General features: G+C 46.2%; 13 protein-coding genes. 12 read left to right on the forward strand and 1 reads right to left on the reverse strand.

Annotated features, from left to right (window positions below; translation table 11 throughout):
* The first annotated feature begins 11 nt into the window (after positions 1-11).
* The 6 genes from ACESZH_RS10620 (at position 12) to ACESZH_RS10645 (ending at position 7,688) form a co-directional block, all read left to right on the forward strand.
* The gene (locus ACESZH_RS10620; RefSeq protein WP_373214862.1) at positions 12-236 is read left to right on the forward strand and encodes an acyl carrier protein; all 225 of its coding nucleotides are present in this window, start codon (positions 12-14) and stop codon (positions 234-236) included.
* Positions 237-289: 53 nt separating this feature from the next.
* Complete coding sequence (locus tag ACESZH_RS10625) at positions 290-1,243, forward strand: transglutaminase domain-containing protein (protein WP_373214864.1); 954 nt, start codon at positions 290-292, stop codon at positions 1,241-1,243.
* A gap of 134 nt (positions 1,244-1,377) precedes the next feature.
* Entirely contained in the window at positions 1,378-2,214 is an 837-nt protein-coding gene (locus ACESZH_RS10630; RefSeq protein WP_373214867.1) for a S8 family peptidase, read from the forward strand.
* A 131-nt stretch (positions 2,215-2,345) separates the two neighbouring features.
* A complete protein-coding gene (locus ACESZH_RS10635; protein WP_373215077.1) occupies positions 2,346-3,716 on the forward strand; it encodes a 2-isopropylmalate synthase in 1,371 nt (456 codons plus the stop codon).
* Positions 3,717-3,740: 24 nt separating this feature from the next.
* Entirely contained in the window at positions 3,741-4,949 is a 1,209-nt protein-coding gene (locus tag ACESZH_RS10640; RefSeq protein WP_373214869.1) for an NADP-dependent isocitrate dehydrogenase, read from the forward strand.
* 183 nt (positions 4,950-5,132) lie between these two features.
* The gene (locus ACESZH_RS10645; protein WP_373214871.1) at positions 5,133-7,688 is read left to right on the forward strand and encodes a response regulator; all 2,556 of its coding nucleotides are present in this window, start codon (positions 5,133-5,135) and stop codon (positions 7,686-7,688) included.
* Positions 7,689-7,790: 102 nt separating this feature from the next.
* On the opposite strand, the gene abc-f is transcribed toward ACESZH_RS10645, so the two are convergent.
* Positions 7,791-9,707: a ribosomal protection-like ABC-F family protein gene (abc-f, locus tag ACESZH_RS10650; protein ID WP_373214873.1), complete on the reverse strand. Its 1,917-nt coding sequence runs from the start codon at positions 9,705-9,707 to the stop codon at positions 7,791-7,793.
* A gap of 181 nt (positions 9,708-9,888) precedes the next feature.
* On the opposite strand from abc-f, the gene ACESZH_RS10655 reads away from it, so the two are divergent.
* The 6 genes from ACESZH_RS10655 (at position 9,889) to ACESZH_RS10680 (ending at position 15,923) form a co-directional block, all read left to right on the forward strand.
* A complete protein-coding gene (locus ACESZH_RS10655; RefSeq protein WP_373214876.1) occupies positions 9,889-10,536 on the forward strand; it encodes a redox-sensing transcriptional repressor Rex in 648 nt (215 codons plus the stop codon).
* A gap of 105 nt (positions 10,537-10,641) precedes the next feature.
* Entirely contained in the window at positions 10,642-12,147 is a 1,506-nt protein-coding gene (locus tag ACESZH_RS10660; RefSeq protein ID WP_373214878.1) for an NAD(P)H-hydrate dehydratase, read from the forward strand.
* 34 nt (positions 12,148-12,181) lie between these two features.
* Complete coding sequence (alr, locus tag ACESZH_RS10665) at positions 12,182-13,309, forward strand: alanine racemase (RefSeq protein WP_373214880.1); 1,128 nt, start codon at positions 12,182-12,184, stop codon at positions 13,307-13,309.
* Between the two features lie 125 nt (positions 13,310-13,434).
* The gene (locus ACESZH_RS10670) at positions 13,435-13,782 is read left to right on the forward strand and encodes a type II toxin-antitoxin system PemK/MazF family toxin (RefSeq protein ID WP_092069144.1); all 348 of its coding nucleotides are present in this window, start codon (positions 13,435-13,437) and stop codon (positions 13,780-13,782) included.
* A gap of 90 nt (positions 13,783-13,872) precedes the next feature.
* Positions 13,873-15,225, forward strand: coding sequence for a hemolysin family protein (locus tag ACESZH_RS10675; protein WP_373214882.1), 1,353 nt, complete (start codon positions 13,873-13,875; stop codon positions 15,223-15,225).
* Positions 15,195-15,923 (forward strand): YebC/PmpR family DNA-binding transcriptional regulator, encoded by a 729-nt coding sequence (locus tag ACESZH_RS10680; RefSeq protein WP_373214884.1) that lies wholly within the window; start codon positions 15,195-15,197, stop codon positions 15,921-15,923. The genes ACESZH_RS10675 and ACESZH_RS10680 overlap by 31 nt, the downstream gene beginning before the upstream one ends.
* Positions 15,924-15,999: the final 76 nt, after the last annotated feature.

Genomic DNA, 15,999 nt, shown 5'->3' on the forward strand with positions numbered 1-15,999 from the left:
GAGAATGAATAATGGACAAATTAATTGAAATTCTGGAAGAGATCCAGCCGGATGCGGACTACGAAACCTGTGATACTCTGATTGACGATGGAATCCTGGATTCCTTTGCCATTCTTTCGATTGTCAGCGAGCTTCAGGATGAATATGATATTACCATTACGCCGGCAGATATTATTCCGGAGAACTTCAATTCTGCGGAAGCACTGTGGAATATGGTGTGCAGACTGAAGGACTGATGTAAAGCAAATGATCATTATATAAAACATGCAAAAGAGAAGGGATTGGAAGTATGAAAAAGGTAAAATCTTTATTTGTCATGACAATGCTTTTTCTTATGGTGACGGTATGTGTTCCCGTTCACGGAGCCACAGATACCGCGGCACAGACGACAAAAAAAGTAGGGCTTGTTAAAGTCGGTTCAAAGTACTGCTATTTTGACAAAAATGGCAACAAAAGAAAAAACTGCTGGAAATCCGTGAACGGTTCCAAGTATTACTTTAATGCAAAAGGCTATGCGGCTACCGGCGGCACAAAAATCGGCAATTATGTGTATGTTTTCAGACCGGACGGAAGTCTGGTCCGTCCATCGAAGAAATCTCTTCAGAATGTGGGAAAATATACATATTACGTAGACAAAAAGGGCCGTGCCACAATCGGATGGTTTACGATAGGCTCAAAGCTTTACCGGGCTGATGCTAAGGGACGGCTCACCAAAAGCAAGACCATTGAAGGAATCGTGCTCACAAAGAAGGGATATGCCAAGACCAATACGGCATCCAGACTAAAAAAGGTAACCATGAGCATTGTTTCCCAGATTACCAGACCCACCATGTCTAAATCGGAAAAGCTCCGGGCGTGCTGGAATTATGTTACAAACAGGGGGAGATTCCGTTATGTGACGATCAATCCCAATTTTAATAAAAAAGGCTGGCAGAGAGAGCTTGCCTATACTTTGCTGAATTCCGGAATTGGTGACTGCTATGGCTTTGCCTGTGGGTTTGCTGCTCTTGCAAGAGAGGTTGGATATAACCCTGTTGTAGTGATGGGCCGTGTGTCCGGAACCCGTGACGGCGCTGCAGACGGCCTGACCCGCCATGGTTGGGTGGAAATAAACGGCTTGACCTATGATCCGGAAGCACAGTGGATGGGATGGTTCCCGGGCGTATACGGAAGCGGCTCCTACAATATCAGTCATACCATCCAAAATAGAGTAAAATTTGCATCCGACACAGTGATAGGATAATGAATCTGTTTGGATAACGAAAAGACCGAGAGAAGTGAAATTTCTTTCGGTCTTTTTTGGCGCGCGCTCCAGCGGTGGCGAATCGGAGGGAACCGGAATAAATTAATACAGATACCTGGATTAAGGAGAATATTATGGAGCAATCTTTTTATACAGGCAAAGGTATTGGCGTAGCGATTCTGGATACTGGGATATACCCTCATATAGATTTTGGAAACCGTATCAGAGCTTTTTATGATTTTTTGTCCTACAAGCCCCGCCCCTATGATGACAACGGTCACGGCACCCATGTCGCCGGGCTTGTGGCAGGGGATGGCCGCGCATCCGGGGGAAAATACAGGGGTGCAGCCCCGGGCTGCAGCATCATTTCGCTGAAGGTTCTGGACCGCTTTGGAAATGGAAGCAAGGAGGATGTCCTTCGGGCATTCCGGTGGCTTTCAGACTACCGTATCCAGTATGGCATCCGGATCGTGAATATCTCAGTGGGAACAACCTGCCGTACGAGGCAGGACCATGATTCCCTGTTGGAGGGAGTGGAACGTCTGTGGGATGAAGGCTTTGTGGTGGTAGCTGCGGCGGGAAACCAGGGACCGCGCCCGGGCAGCATTACAGCTCCCGGAAGCAGCAAAAAGGTGATCACAGTTGGCTCCTGTGACATGCTGGAGGGAAAGGGAGCCGTTTCGGGCAGAGGACCTACGGAGGAGTGCGTGTGTAAGCCGGATATTGTGGCGCCGGGAAATCGGATGATATCCTGTATACCGGGAACGGACTATCCCTATGGCATCAAAAGCGGCACCTCTATGTCCACGCCTCTCATATCCGGAGCCATTGCCTGTGCCCTGGAGAAAACGCCTTCTCTGACAAACGGGGACATTAAAATGATGCTCCGGGAGTGCGCAGATGATATGGGACTTCCAAGAAACCAGCAGGGATGGGGTAAATTTAACCGGAAAAAGTTCCTTTCACTATAATATTTTTGTGAGATTGATAAGAAATTATCATGGTAACGTACAAAAGCGTTGACGGCGGTAGGGTTTTTGAGTACAATGGGAGTTATGAACAAATGAGGAGGGTAAAAATTATGGAAAATAGACGTGTAACAATGGACCGGCATACAAATCTTCTTCAATTGGAGGAGCATATGTATCCGTTGGTGGATGTACAGACACCAAATGTATTCCGAAATCTTTTCCCATATTCCGAAGTACCGAAAATCGCATTTAACGACAGAGTTGTTCCACACCATATGCCGGACGACATCTGGATTACTGATACAACATTCCGGGATGGACAGCAGTCCAGAGCACCTTATACCACAGAGCAGATCGTAAGGATATATGACTATCTGCACAAGCTGGGCGGCCCGGAGGGAAGAGTACGTGCATCTGAGTTCTTTCTCTACAGCAAAAAGGACAGGGATGCTGTTGAAAAGTGTATGGAGCGGGGCTATGAGTTTCCGGAGGTTACAAGCTGGATACGTGCCAGCAAAAAGGATTTCCAACTTGTAAAGGATATGGGAATGAAAGAGACGGGAATCCTGGTAAGCTGTTCGGATTACCACATTTTTTATAAGATGAAAATGACTCGTAAGCAGGCAATGGAACATTACCTGAGCATTGTGAAGGAGTGTCTTGAAATCGGTGTGTCTGTACGCTGCCATTTGGAGGACATTACAAGGGCTGATATTTACGGCTATGTGATTCCCTTCTGTCTGGAGCTGATGAAGCTGCGGCAGCAGTACGGCATCCCGGTAAAGGTGCGTTGCTGTGATACCATGGGTTATGGAGTAAACTATCCGGGAGCCGTTATCCCACGTTCCGTACCTGGCATTATTTATGGTATCATGGTTCATGCAGGTGTTCCTTCCGAGCTGATCGAGTGGCACGGACATAACGATTTCTACAAAGCAGTAAGCAATTCCACTACAGCATGGCTTTACGGCGCCTGCGGTGTAAATACTTCTTTGTTCGGTATCGGAGAGCGTACCGGAAACACGCCGCTGGAGGCTATGGTATTTGAATACGCACAGCTTCGTGGAAACCTTGGTGGAATGGATACCGGAGTTATTACCGAGCTTGCCGAGTATTATGAAAAGGAAATCGGCTATCACATTCCTGAGCGAACCCCATTTGTGGGAAAAAATTTCAATGTGACGAGGGCTGGCATCCATGCAGATGGCCTGCTGAAAAATGAGGAGATTTATAACATTTTTGATACGGAGAAATTCCTGAACAGGCCTGTTGAAGTAGCTGTTTCCAATACATCGGGAGCAGCAGGGATCGCCCACTGGATCGATGCCCATTATCGTCTCAGCGCTGACAAAAAGATTGACAAAAACAGCGAACTTGTTACAATGATAAAGGTATGGGTAGATAAGCAGTATGAGGAAGGCCGTGTGACCGTTCTTTCCGACCCGGAGCTGGAGGAGGTCGTAGCAGATGCCTGCAGCCGTCTGGGAATTACCCTTTCGTAAAAACTTAAATATTTGGAGGAGATTATGAAGAAAATTCAGATGCAGACGCCTCTTGTGGAGATGGACGGAGATGAGATGACCAGAATTCTCTGGAAAATGATCAAGGACGAGCTTCTTGTTCCTTATATTGATTTGAATACAGAGTATTATGACCTTGGTCTGGAATACCGCAATGAGACAGATGACCAGGTAACGATCGATGCAGCCGAGGCGACTAAGAAATACGGCGTGGCTGTAAAATGCGCTACCATCACCCCGAATAAGGCGAGAATGTCAGAGTATAATCTGAAAAAAATGTATAAAAGCCCTAACGGAACTATCCGTGCCATTCTGGACGGAACTGTTTTCCGTGCGCCCATTGTGGTAAAAGGAATCGAGCCATGTGTAAAGAATTGGAAAAAGCCAATCACTCTGGCACGTCACGCATACGGTGATGTATACAAAAATTCAGAAATGTACATTGACAAGCCGGGAGATGCCATGCTGGTATTCAAGGGTGAGGACGGAGAAGAGCGCTGTGAGCTGATCCAGCATTTTGACGGACCGGGTGTTCTCCAGGGCGTACATAACCTGGATGATTCCATTGTAAGTTTTGCAAGATGCTGCTTTAATTATGCTCTTGATACAAAGCAGGATTTATGGTTTGGAAGCAAGGATACCATTTCCAAAACATATGACGGAAGATTTAAAGAGATCTTTAACCAGATTTACGAGAACGAGTTTAAGGATAAATTTGAGGCAGCAGGACTGACGTATTTCTACAGCCTGATCGATGACATTGTTGCACGTGTGATGAAGGCTGAGGGCGGCTTTATCTGGGCTTGTAAAAATTATGACGGCGATGTGATGAGCGATATGGTTTCCTCAGCATTCGGTTCCCTTGCCATGATGACCTCTGTTCTGGTGTCACCTCACGGCTACTATGAGTATGAGGCGGCTCACGGTACTGTACAGAGACATTATTACCGTCATTTAGAGGGCGGCGAGACATCCACCAACTCTGTGGCTACAATTTTTGCATGGACAGGTGCGCTGAGAAAGCGCGGTGAGCTTGATGAAAATAAAGAGCTGGCAGAATTTGCAGATAAGCTGGAGAAAGCAACTCTTTCTACCATTGAGAGCGGCAAAATGACAAAGGATCTGGCTCTGATCACCAGCCTGAAGGATGTGACAGTCCTCAACAGTAAAGATTTTATTCTGGCAATAAAAGAAAATCTGGATAAGATGATGTAAAACGAAATCATGATGCGCATCTTTGCAGCCTTGCGGATGAATTTGAAATCCTCCGCAAGGCTTTTTTGGGGCTTTTTTGCCCTTATTCTATTGCTGTTTAGCACGTTAACGTTGAAAAATCAAGCGTTTTATGATAAAATAAATTATTAGGGCAATCGGGAATTTTCAGGAGGAGTTTAGCTAATGAAAAAGAAAATTAAGAATGAGTCCATACGCTTTCTAATGTGCAGCCTTATTCTGATTTCGGTTTTGTGCGTTGGTATTTTTTCTTTTCTGGCAGTTTATATGAACAAGAAAAGCACGCAAACGCTGTACGAAGTGGCTATGATTTATATGTCCGGCCTGAATAAGCAGATTTCCCTGCACTTTGAAACAACACTTGACCTGCGTCTGGATCAGGTGGCTGCTTTTACCGAAAGGATCCCATCCGGAACTGTTTCAGACAGAGAGACTGTGCAGGAGACTTTAGCTCATGATGCCCGTGCCCGTGGATTTGACTATCTGGGACTTTGTGCTGCAGACGGAACCATGGATATGATCTATGGTGAAGTGGTAGAATCGCTGAATCCGGAATTATTTCTGGAATCATTAAATGCGGGGGAGAGAAAGGTGTCTGCAGGCCTGGATGAGAAGGGAAACAGTGTTGTCCTGATGGGGATTCCGGCGTCTTATTACATGGAAGATGGCAGAGAATGTGCTGCTTTGGTGGCAGCCTTTCCTGTGGAGTATATTAGTGAGGCACTTTCTTTGGACGCAGATGATGATATGGTGTATTCCTATGTGATACGTCGGGACGGAAGTTTCGTGATTCGTAATTTTGATGCGTACCGCAACAACTATTTTGACCGGGTACGCGCCGTTTACAAGGACGTGAACGGAATGGATACGGAGCAGTATATTCAAGAACTCCAGGAAGCTATGACGGAAGGAGAGGATTATTCCAGTGAATTTGAAATCTACGGGGAGAAGCGGTATCTGTACTGCAGTGCTTTGCCTTATTCGGAATGGCATCTGCTCACTTTCATAACCGGTGATCAGCTGGACAGTATTATTAGCCGTTTCAGCAGTCAGTGGGTTTTTATATCTCTTTGCTGCTGCTTCTTGATTTTAGGTCTGCTGCTATTTGTCTTTTCTATGTATCTAAAAATGACACAGAAACAGGTACAGGAACTGCACAAGGCACAGATGGAGGCGGAACAGGCCAACAAGGCAAAGAGTGAATTCCTGTCTAACATGAGCCACGATATCCGAACACCTATGAATGCAATTGTTGGAATGACGACCATTGCCGGCGCCAATATCGAAAATACGCAGCAGGTACAAAACTGTCTTAAGAAAATAGCTCTTTCCAGCAGGCATTTACTGGGACTTATCAATGACATACTGGATATGTCCAAGATTGAAAGCGGTAAAATGAATCTGAATATGGAACGATTCTCTTTACGGGAAGTAATGGATAATATTGTCAATATTGTCCAACCGCAGGTAAGGGGAAAAAGGCAGCAGTTCGATGTATTTATCCATGACATTTCCGTGGAAGATGTATATGGCGACAGTGTTCGTCTCAATCAGGTGCTGCTGAATCTCCTGTCTAATGCCATTAAATTTACTCCCGAAGGCGGATCTATTCAGTTGTCTATGAGTGAGAAAGAATCTCCAAAAGGAGATGATTACATCAGGATCCATCTGCAGGTGAAAGACAATGGAATCGGAATGTCAGAAGAATTCCAGACGCGGATTTTTGAGTCCTTTATCCGGGAGGATAACGCGCGCGTACATAAGACTGAAGGAAGCGGTCTGGGTATGGCCATTACCAAGTACATTATAGATGCGATGGGCGGTACGATTGAGCTTAACAGTAAACAGGGTGAGGGAACGGAGTTTGATGTCTCACTTGATTTTGAAAAGGCTGCTGATTTGGATGTTGAGATGATACTGCCGGAGTGGAACATGCTGGTAGTGGATGATGACCAGCAGTTGTGTGAAAGTACCGTTTTATCTCTTGAGTCTATCGGAATTCATGCGGAATGGACATTGAATGGTGAGTCTGCAGTCAGACTGATAGAGATGCGCCATAAAGCGCATGATGATTACCATATCATTCTTTTGGACTGGAAACTGCCGGGGATGGATGGAATTGAGACAGCTCGGGAGATACGCCGGAAATACGGGGATGATATTCCGATTCTGCTTATATCTGCCTATGACTGGAGTGAAATTGATGAAGAGGCCAAGGCTGCCGGTATCAACGGATTTATCTCCAAACCGTTGTTCCGCTCCACGCTTTTTTACGGATTAAAGCCTTATGCCGATATTTCTATGGATCTGACAGACGCTGAAGAACCCAGGATGGACTTTACCGGCAAAAGGATTCTTCTGGCGGAGGATAATGAGCTGAACTGGGAAATTGCAGAAGAACTGCTGAAGGGCTTGGGATTGGAGCTTGAATGGGCGGAAAACGGCAGAATCTGTGTGGAAAAATTTCAGCAGTCCGAACCGGGATTCTATGATGCGATTCTTATGGATCTGCGGATGCCGGAAATGACAGGTTACGAGGCGGCAGATGCAATTCGTGCTCTGGATCGGCCTGATGCGGACATTCCTATTATTGCTATGACTGCAGATGCTTTTTTGGATGATATTGAGCGCTGCATGGAACATGGCATGAATGCCCATGTGGCAAAGCCGATTGATATGAAAGTAGTGGAGCACCTGCTGGAAAAATATCTGAACAGCTAAGATCATACGTGGATGAAGAAGCAGCGGAAAAAAGTCCGTACTCTTTCGAAGTGGAAGAGTATGGACTTCTTCAATACATAAATATGCTGATTCGATTGTAGTTTAGTCTGTTCCTGCAAGCTCCTCCCATTTTTCATAAAGAGTTTCTAATTCTTCTGCAATAGCAGCCTTTTCCTTGCTCAGTCTGGTACATTCCGCCACGTTGGTGCAAACCTCCGGTAAAACCATCGTCTCATCAATCTCACTGTCACGGCTTTCCAGTTCCTCGATCCGGGCTTCCACCTTTTTCAGCTCATTTTCACGTTTTCGCTTCTGCGCCTGCTCTTCCTTTTTCTGCTGCCAGGAAAGCTTGTTTTCGGAGGTCTGGCGGACCTCTGATACAACCTGGGCAGAAGGTGCGTATTTCTGGGTCATTTCATCTTTCTTTTCCAGATAGTAATCATAATCCCCGATGTAATTAACAATGGTCTGATTTGTTAAGTCCAGGATCCTGGTGGCAGTCTGGTTGATAAAATAACGGTCATGGGAAACATAAAATACAGTTCCCGTATAGCTGTTCAGCGCTTCCTCCAGAATTTCCTTGGAGGCGATGTCGAGATGGTTGGTAGGCTCATCGAGAATGAGAAAATTCGCTTCGGAAAGCATCAGCTTTGCCAGGGAAACGCGTCCTCTTTCCCCGCCGGAGAGGGCGGAAATCTCTTTGAAAACGTCATCACCTGTAAATAAAAACGCTGCCAGCATATTGCGGATTTCTGTTTCCGTAAGAGTAGGATACGTATCAGAAATTTCCTGGAATATGGTCTTTTCCATATGAAGCACATGATGCTCCTGGTCATAATAACCAATCTGAACCTTGGAGCCAAGGGTGAATTTTCCGGCATCCGCAGCCACGATTCCATTAAGGATCTTCAGAATCGTAGTTTTTCCTGTTCCGTTATTTCCGATAAGAGCCACACGCTCGCCGCGTTTCAGCTCAAAGGAGATATCGGTAAAAAGAGTCTGTCCGGGAAAAGCCTTGGAAAGCCCTTCCACACTTAAAACATCGTTTCCGCTGATGTACCGCGGCTCCAGGGAAATACGCATCTGGTTCTGAACCTCAACCGGCTTCTCAATACGCTGTATCTTATCCAGCATTTTTTCACGGCTCTCCGCACGCCGGATGGACTTTTCGCGGTTAAAAGAACGAAGCTTTGTGATAACAGCTTCCTGGTGCTTGATCTCTCTTTGCTGGTTTAAATATGCCTTGTACTGGGCATCCCGAAGCTGTGCCTTTTTCAGGGCAAATGCGGAATAGTTTCCGCTGTACATCCTCATTTCTCCGGCTTCGATCTCCACAACCTTTGTTACCACCTTATCGAGAAAATAGCGGTCATGGGATACGATGAAGACAGCTCCCGGATAGTTCAGAAGATAGGTTTCCAGCCAGGTGATGCTCTCCATATCCAGATGGTTGGTAGGCTCATCGAGAAGCAGGATATCCGGCTTGGAAAGAAGAAGCTTTCCCAGGGCAACGCGGGTTTTCTGACCGCCGGAGAGGGTTTCAATCTGCTTTTCAAAATCCTCCTCATCAAAGCCGAGACCCTTCAGGACACCGGTGATCTCGCTTTTGTAGGCATAACCGTTTTCCAGCTCAAACTGGTGGGTGAGCCGGGTGTATGTATTCATCAGTTCTTCCAGCTTTTCACCGGATACGTATTTCATTTCCTGCTCAAGAGTGCGGATCCGGTTTTCCATATCGAGAATATATTGTTTGGTGGTCAACAGCTCTTCGTAGATAGTATGGTGTCCGTGGATATCCTGATACTGTGCCAGATAGCCGATGTTTTTATCTTTGGAAAGGACTACGTTTCCGGAATCAGCAGGAAGCTCCTGCATGATGATACGCAGAAGAGTGGTTTTTCCGGCACCGTTATTTCCGATCAGGGCCGCTTTTTCACGTTCCTCTATATGAAAAGAGGCATCTCTAAGAATCACTTTTTCTCCAAATGCCTTACAGATGCTCTGGCATGACAAAATCATAATTACCTCCTTTAGCCCAATAAACAATATCCCTATTATACCCAATTTCATGCTATTTTCAAATGATAATTGGCAAAATATCAAAAAAATAGCAAAAATTTGGTTAATCAGCACAACTTTAATTGACAATAAAATGTCAGTTCGTTATAATTAACATAGTATTGTAAGGAGGAGAACATTTGTGGAGGCTAAAGAAATTTCGAGAGCAGTGATTAAAAGGCTGCCTCGATATTATAGATATTTGGGAGAGCTGATGGAAGAAAACGTGGAGCGTATTTCCTCCAATGATCTGAGTAAAAAAATGCACGTCACAGCATCGCAGATACGGCAGGATCTTAATAATTTCGGCGGTTTTGGACAGCAGGGCTATGGTTATAATGTGAGATATCTGTACGCAGAGATCGGTAAGATCCTGGGTCTGGATACCATACATCCCATGATCATCCTGGGTGCAGGTAATCTGGGACAGGCACTTGCCAATTATGTGGATTTTGAAAAAAGAGGTTTTCGTCTGGTTGGCATTTTCGATGTGAATCCTGTGCTGGAAGGGATTGCAGTGCGGGGCATTGAGATTCAGATGGTAAGTGAGCTGCCATTGTTTCTTAAAGAAAATCCGGTGGAGATCGCCATTCTCACGCTGCCGAAGAATAAGGCGAAGGACATGGCAAATGTGCTGATCGACAATGGAATCAAAGCAATCTGGAACTTTGCACACATTGACCTTGACGCACCGGAGGATGTGATCGTGGAGAACGTACATCTTTCGGAAAGTCTGATGGCATTATCCTATAATCTGAGCCAGTATCGAAAAGAACATGTTGATAAATAAACAAATTCATGCAAACAAAAAGGGCTGACGCCGTTCTCTGGTTTCAAGTAAGAGAGACGTGCGGCAGCCTTTCATACTTTATGCAAAGAAAGTCGGGTGATCAATATGAAAGAAGTGGTAACCTGCAGGCAAATGAAGGCTCTGGATGAGAAAACGATACGTGGAAAAGGAATTCCCTCTCTTGTGCTGATGGAGCGTGCTGCCTTAAAGGTCGCGGAGGAGCTGGAAGACCTCTGTACCCAACAGGAGAAAATCCTGGTAGTGTGCGGCAGCGGCAATAACGGCGGAGACGGGATCGCCATAGCCAGGATACTTTTTCTGAAGGGATATGAATGTGAAATTTATTTTATTGGAAATCAAGAGAAAATGACAGCAGAAACGGCTGCTCAGTGGGAGGTTGCATGCAATTATCATGTACCTGTTACGAATAACCCCAAATGGGATGAATATACTACTATAATAGATGCCGTCTTTGGCGTTGGACTTTCCAGGCCCATTCAGGGCAGGTACGGGGAAATCATTGAAGAGATGAATAAGGTCCATGCCAGAAAAGTGGCGGTAGATATCCCCTCCGGTATAAACGGAGACACGGGGGAGGTGCTGGGATGCGCCTTTCATGCAGACCTGACCGTGACCTTTGCCTTTTTGAAGAGAGGGCTGCTCTTTTTCCCTGGACGGATGTATGCGGGAAAAACTGTTGTGGCGGATATCGGCATCTACCGATCACCGGAGGTACCCGTGGAGGCTTGGTACGTGGAAACAAAAGATTTAGCTCTTTTGCCGAAGCGGGTTCCCTGGGGAAACAAAGGAACCTTCGGGAAGGTTTTACTGGTGACCGGGAGTAAGGGAATGTGCGGAGCCGCTTACTTAAGCGCAGCCGCAGCCCTGAAAACGGGCGCAGGCATGGTAAAGATTCAGACTGTGGAGGAGAACCGCCAGCCCCTGCAGACCATGCTCCCGGAGGCAATGGTAACATGCAGCTTTGAAGAAGAGGAAAATAAAAAAAATCTGGACTGGTGCGATGTGGTTGTGATCGGACCTGGACTTGGAACCGGAGCGGAGAGCAGAAAGCGTGCACATTATTTTCTGTCCAAAGCCTGTGAAACGGGAAAACCTGTCATCCTGGATGCGGACGGTCTGAATCTTTTGGCAATGAATCCCCAGTGGCGGGTATTTTTGAATGAAAATACAGTGGTTACGCCTCATTTGGGGGAGATGAGCCGTCTCTGCTGCCATCCGGTGGAGGAGATCAAAAGAAATATTGCGGAAACCGCCAATGCTTTTGCCGGGGAGACGAAAGCGGTCTGTGTGCTGAAGGATGCCTGTACGGTAATCGCGGATGGAAAGGGAAAGCTGTATCTGAACCGCTCAGGCAATGCAGGTCTTGCCACAGCAGGAAGCGGAGATGTACTCTCTGGTATTCTTGCCGGCGTGTTCTGTATGTATCTGGCGGCAGAGGAGCCTGTTGACAATGGAATGAAGGCAGCTCTTTCTGTGTACCTTCACGGAAAATGCGCAGACTGGTATGGAGAGAAGAACGGCATCAGAGGCATGACAGCGGGAGATTTGACAGGGATTTTGCCCCAAGTGCTCCGGGAAAACGAAAAATAGAGAGCAGCACAAAGAGATACGGGAGGATGAGATTATGGAAAAGTATAGCAGAGTAAAGGCAGTGATATCACTGGATGCCATTACACAGAATTTTGAGGAAATGAGGAAAAATATTAAGGAGGATAGCCAGATCATTGCTGTGATCAAGGCGGATGCCTACGGCCATGGTGCTGTGCAGGTGGCACATCTGATGGAGCCTTATGAATATATCTGGGGCTTTGCAACTGCTACTGCAGAGGAGGCGCTGGAACTTCGGGAAGCAGGAATTAAAAAGCCCATCCTGATCCTGGGAATTGTTTTTGAGGAACATTTGGAAGCACTTGCCAGAGAGGAAATCAGGATCGCAGTCTGTACTCTGGAATTGGCAGTAAAGTTTGCCGAGGCAGGAAAAAAGCTTGGAAAAACCGTACATATTCATCTGGCAGTTGACACTGGAATGACGAGAATCGGTTTTAAAGACGGGCGGGAGAGCCTGGGAGAGATCAAGGCAATTTCTGAACTGGAGAACCTGGAGATTGAGGGGCTTTTTACCCATTTTGCCAGGGCAGACGAGTACGACAGAGCACCTGCTATGGTGCAGCTTGAGCGGTATCTGCGGTTTGCAGATATGCTGGAAGGAGAGGGTGTTTCGATTCCCATCCGCCATTGCTCCAACAGTGCGGGAATCATCCGGATCCCGGAGGCAAACTTAAATGTTGTGCGCGCGGGAATCACCATTTATGGCATTTATCCTTCCGATGAGGTGGAGCGGGATATTGTAAAGCTTGCCCCTGTCATGGAATTAAAGAGCCGTGTTTCTTATGTGAAGGATGTGGAAAAGGGCTGCGAGATCAGTTATGGCGGCACTTATGTAACAGATAGGCTGACAAGACTGGCTACTATTCCGGTAGGGTATGCGGACGGATATCCAAGGCTTCTTTCCAATAAGGGATGGGTTCTGATCCACGGAAAAAAGGCACCAATCTGCGGTCGTGTCTGTATGGACCAGTTTATGGTCGATGTGACAGACATTCCGGATGTAAAGTCGGGCGATGAGGTGACATTGATGGGACGCGACGGAGAAGAATTTATCAGTGTGGAGACACTTGGCGAATTGTCCGGGCGATTCCCCTATGAATTTGTCTGCGATGTGAGCAAGAGGGTGCCGAGGGTGTATAAGTAGACACTTAGTGAATGGAACTTCCTTTTAAGTAACTTACCACGCATGTATACACAAGAAAAAAGTGGAAATACTATTTTTTAGAACAGGCGAAAGCCAGTTAAAATAGAAATCGGAGTGTGAATTGTGTGGTTATAAAAAGAGGGGATATTTTTTATGCGGATCTTCGTCCTGTTGTGGGCAGCGAGCAGGGAGGAATCCGTCCGGTATTGATCATTCAGAATGACGTTGGAAACAGGCACAGCCCTACCGTCATCTGCGCTGCCATTACATCAAAAATGAATAAGGCAAAGCTGCCCACACATATTGAGATAGATGCCTCTGCCTATGGTATTGAAAAGGATTCCGTAATCTTGTTGGAGCAGCTACGCACTATAGATAAACGGAGACTGAAGGATAAGGTCTGCCACCTGGATGGGGCAATGCTGGACAAAGTGAACCATGCACTTGAAATCAGCCTGGAGCTGACCTTTTAGACTTGACGAAAATCTGTTTAGGTGGTATATTTTATCAGTAACTATGCGTATTTACGTAGTTTTACAAATGGAGGAACTGATTTTTAAACTATGGAAGACGGCAGTAGTCTGCCCCTTTGGGGCGTATTGATATTACTTTTATTACTGTGGCTGAACGGTATCTTTTACGGCTTTGCGGCAGCAGTTCATAATTTAAGTGAAAATGAGGTGGAGAAGCGTGCGCAGGAAGGGGACAAAAAATCAGTCCGCCTTCTGGAGCTGATGAACCGCCCGGCTTTATATGTCAATGCCATTCCGCTTATTGTAATGGCATCAGGAGTATGCTTCGGTGCTTTTCTGGTACCTTGGGCAGCCAATGCGTTTCATCCCTACATAAAGCACGTACCTGCATTGATCCTGGTGCTGGCGCTGGGTGTGGTGCTTCTGGCTGCACTTGGAATCCTCACGTTCCGGCGGATCGGTACTTATCATTCTGAAAAATATGCTTACCGTTATCTGGGAGCAGTGAGCTTTTTCACCAATATCCTGTACCCCCTTACCGTATTTATTACCTTGATCGCAAAGCTGGCGGCACGGCCTTTTGGGGTTGATCTGAATCAGACGGAGGATGCCGTGACAGAGGAGGAGATCATTTCCATTGTAGGTGAGGCGCATGAGCAGGGTGTCATTGAGGAGAATGAAGCGGAGATGATCCAGAACATCATTTCCTTTAATGAAACGGAAGCAAAGGATGTTATGACCCATCGGAAAAACGTGGTGGCGTTTGACCAGGAGGATATGCTACAGGAAGTGATCGATGTAATGCTGGAGGAGGGAAACTCCCGTTATCCTGTTTATATAGAAAAGCTTGATAACATTGTGGGAGTCATCCATTATAAGGATGCCCTGAAATTTATTACAAAGAATTCCTGGGCAAAATTCAAGCCTCTCAGGGAATTACCGGGATTGATCAGGGATGCCGCCTTTATTCCCGAAACCAGAGGAATCGGAGATCTGTTCCGCAGTATGCAGGCGAAAAAGCTGCATATGGCGATCGTGGTGGATGAGTACGGACAGACTGCGGGAATCGTGTCTCTGGAGGATATCCTGGAGGAGATCGTAGGGGATATCCTGGATGAGTATGATGAGGATGAGATCACCTTCCGTACTCAGATCGATAACAGTGTGATCATAGACGGGCTTGCATATCTGGAGGATGTGGCAGAGGAGCTTGAAGTTGATTTCGGAAAGGTGGAATTTGAAACACTAAACGGCTATCTGACCTCATGCTTAGGACATATTCCTACGGAAAAGGATATGGACAAAGAAATTGTTGCAAACGGCTATCGTTTTAAAATCCTGTCCCTTGGCAATAAGACCATCGGAAAGGTGCGGGCCGAAAAAATAAAGAAAGAAACAAAAGGAGAAGAGAAATGTCAGGACATTCAAAATTCGCAAACATAAAGCATAAGAAAGAAAAAAATGATGCTAAGAAGGGTAAGATTTTTACCATTATCGGCCGTGAGATCGTAATGGCTGTAAAAGCAGGCGGACCTGACCCGAACAATAACAGCAAGCTTCGTGATGTCATTGCAAAAGCAAAGGCAAACAATATGCCAAACGATACCATTGACCGCGGTATCAAAAAGGCAGCAGGAGCAGATTCTGCTGACAGCTATGAAAAAGCAGTTTACGAAGGCTATGGACCAAATGGCGTTGCCATTATCGTGGAGACACTGACTGACAACAAAAACCGTACGGCCAGCAATGTCCGCAACGCATTCTCAAAAGGAAACGGAAGCATCGGAACACAGGGTTGTGTATCCTTCATGTTTGACCAGAAGGGTCAGATCATCATTGACAAGGAAGAATGTGAGATGGATGCTGACGAGCTGATGATGGTAGCTCTTGATGCAGGTGCAGAGGATTTCAGCGAGGAAGAGGACAGCTACGAGGTTCTTACCGCTCCCGATGATTTCAGCGCAGTCAGAGAGGCGCTGGAGGCAGCAGGCGTACCGCTTCTGGAGGCACAGGTTGCTATGATCCCGCAGACCTATGTGGAGCTGGAAGATGAAAAAGCAGTAAAGGATCTGCAGCGTACACTGGATCTTCTCGACGACGATGATGATGTAACAGACGTATGGCATAACTGGGATGAGTGAAAAAATCCAATCTGTCTGTTGACTTTCTGCCGCAGATTTGATATATTATTTCTATGTAGCGGAGACAAAGGCGTTT

Source organism: Ruminococcus sp. 5_1_39BFAA (assembly GCF_964240875.1).
Taxonomy (GTDB): domain Bacteria; phylum Bacillota; class Clostridia; order Lachnospirales; family Lachnospiraceae; genus Blautia_A.

What these genes read in the sequence shown, in the direction of transcription:
- alr (WP_373214880.1), top strand. Translation starts at nt 12,182, where the DNA reads ATGGAAAAGTATAGCAGAGTAAAGGCAGTGATATCACTGGATGCCATT.
- ACESZH_RS10620 (WP_373214862.1), top strand. Translation starts at nt 12, where the DNA reads ATGGACAAATTAATTGAAATTCTGGAAGAGATCCAGCCGGATGCGGAC.
- ACESZH_RS10645 (WP_373214871.1), top strand. Translation starts at nt 5,133, where the DNA reads ATGAAAAAGAAAATTAAGAATGAGTCCATACGCTTTCTAATGTGCAGC.
- ACESZH_RS10630 (WP_373214867.1), top strand. Translation starts at nt 1,378, where the DNA reads ATGGAGCAATCTTTTTATACAGGCAAAGGTATTGGCGTAGCGATTCTG.
- ACESZH_RS10640 (WP_373214869.1), top strand. Translation starts at nt 3,741, where the DNA reads ATGAAGAAAATTCAGATGCAGACGCCTCTTGTGGAGATGGACGGAGAT.
- ACESZH_RS10635 (WP_373215077.1), top strand. Translation starts at nt 2,346, where the DNA reads ATGGACCGGCATACAAATCTTCTTCAATTGGAGGAGCATATGTATCCG.
- ACESZH_RS10675 (WP_373214882.1), top strand. Translation starts at nt 13,873, where the DNA reads ATGGAAGACGGCAGTAGTCTGCCCCTTTGGGGCGTATTGATATTACTT.
- ACESZH_RS10625 (WP_373214864.1), top strand. Translation starts at nt 290, where the DNA reads ATGAAAAAGGTAAAATCTTTATTTGTCATGACAATGCTTTTTCTTATG.
- ACESZH_RS10680 (WP_373214884.1), top strand. Translation starts at nt 15,195, where the DNA reads ATGTCAGGACATTCAAAATTCGCAAACATAAAGCATAAGAAAGAAAAA.
- ACESZH_RS10660 (WP_373214878.1), top strand. Translation starts at nt 10,642, where the DNA reads ATGAAAGAAGTGGTAACCTGCAGGCAAATGAAGGCTCTGGATGAGAAA.
- abc-f (WP_373214873.1), bottom strand. Translation starts at nt 9,707, where the DNA reads ATGATTTTGTCATGCCAGAGCATCTGTAAGGCATTTGGAGAAAAAGTG.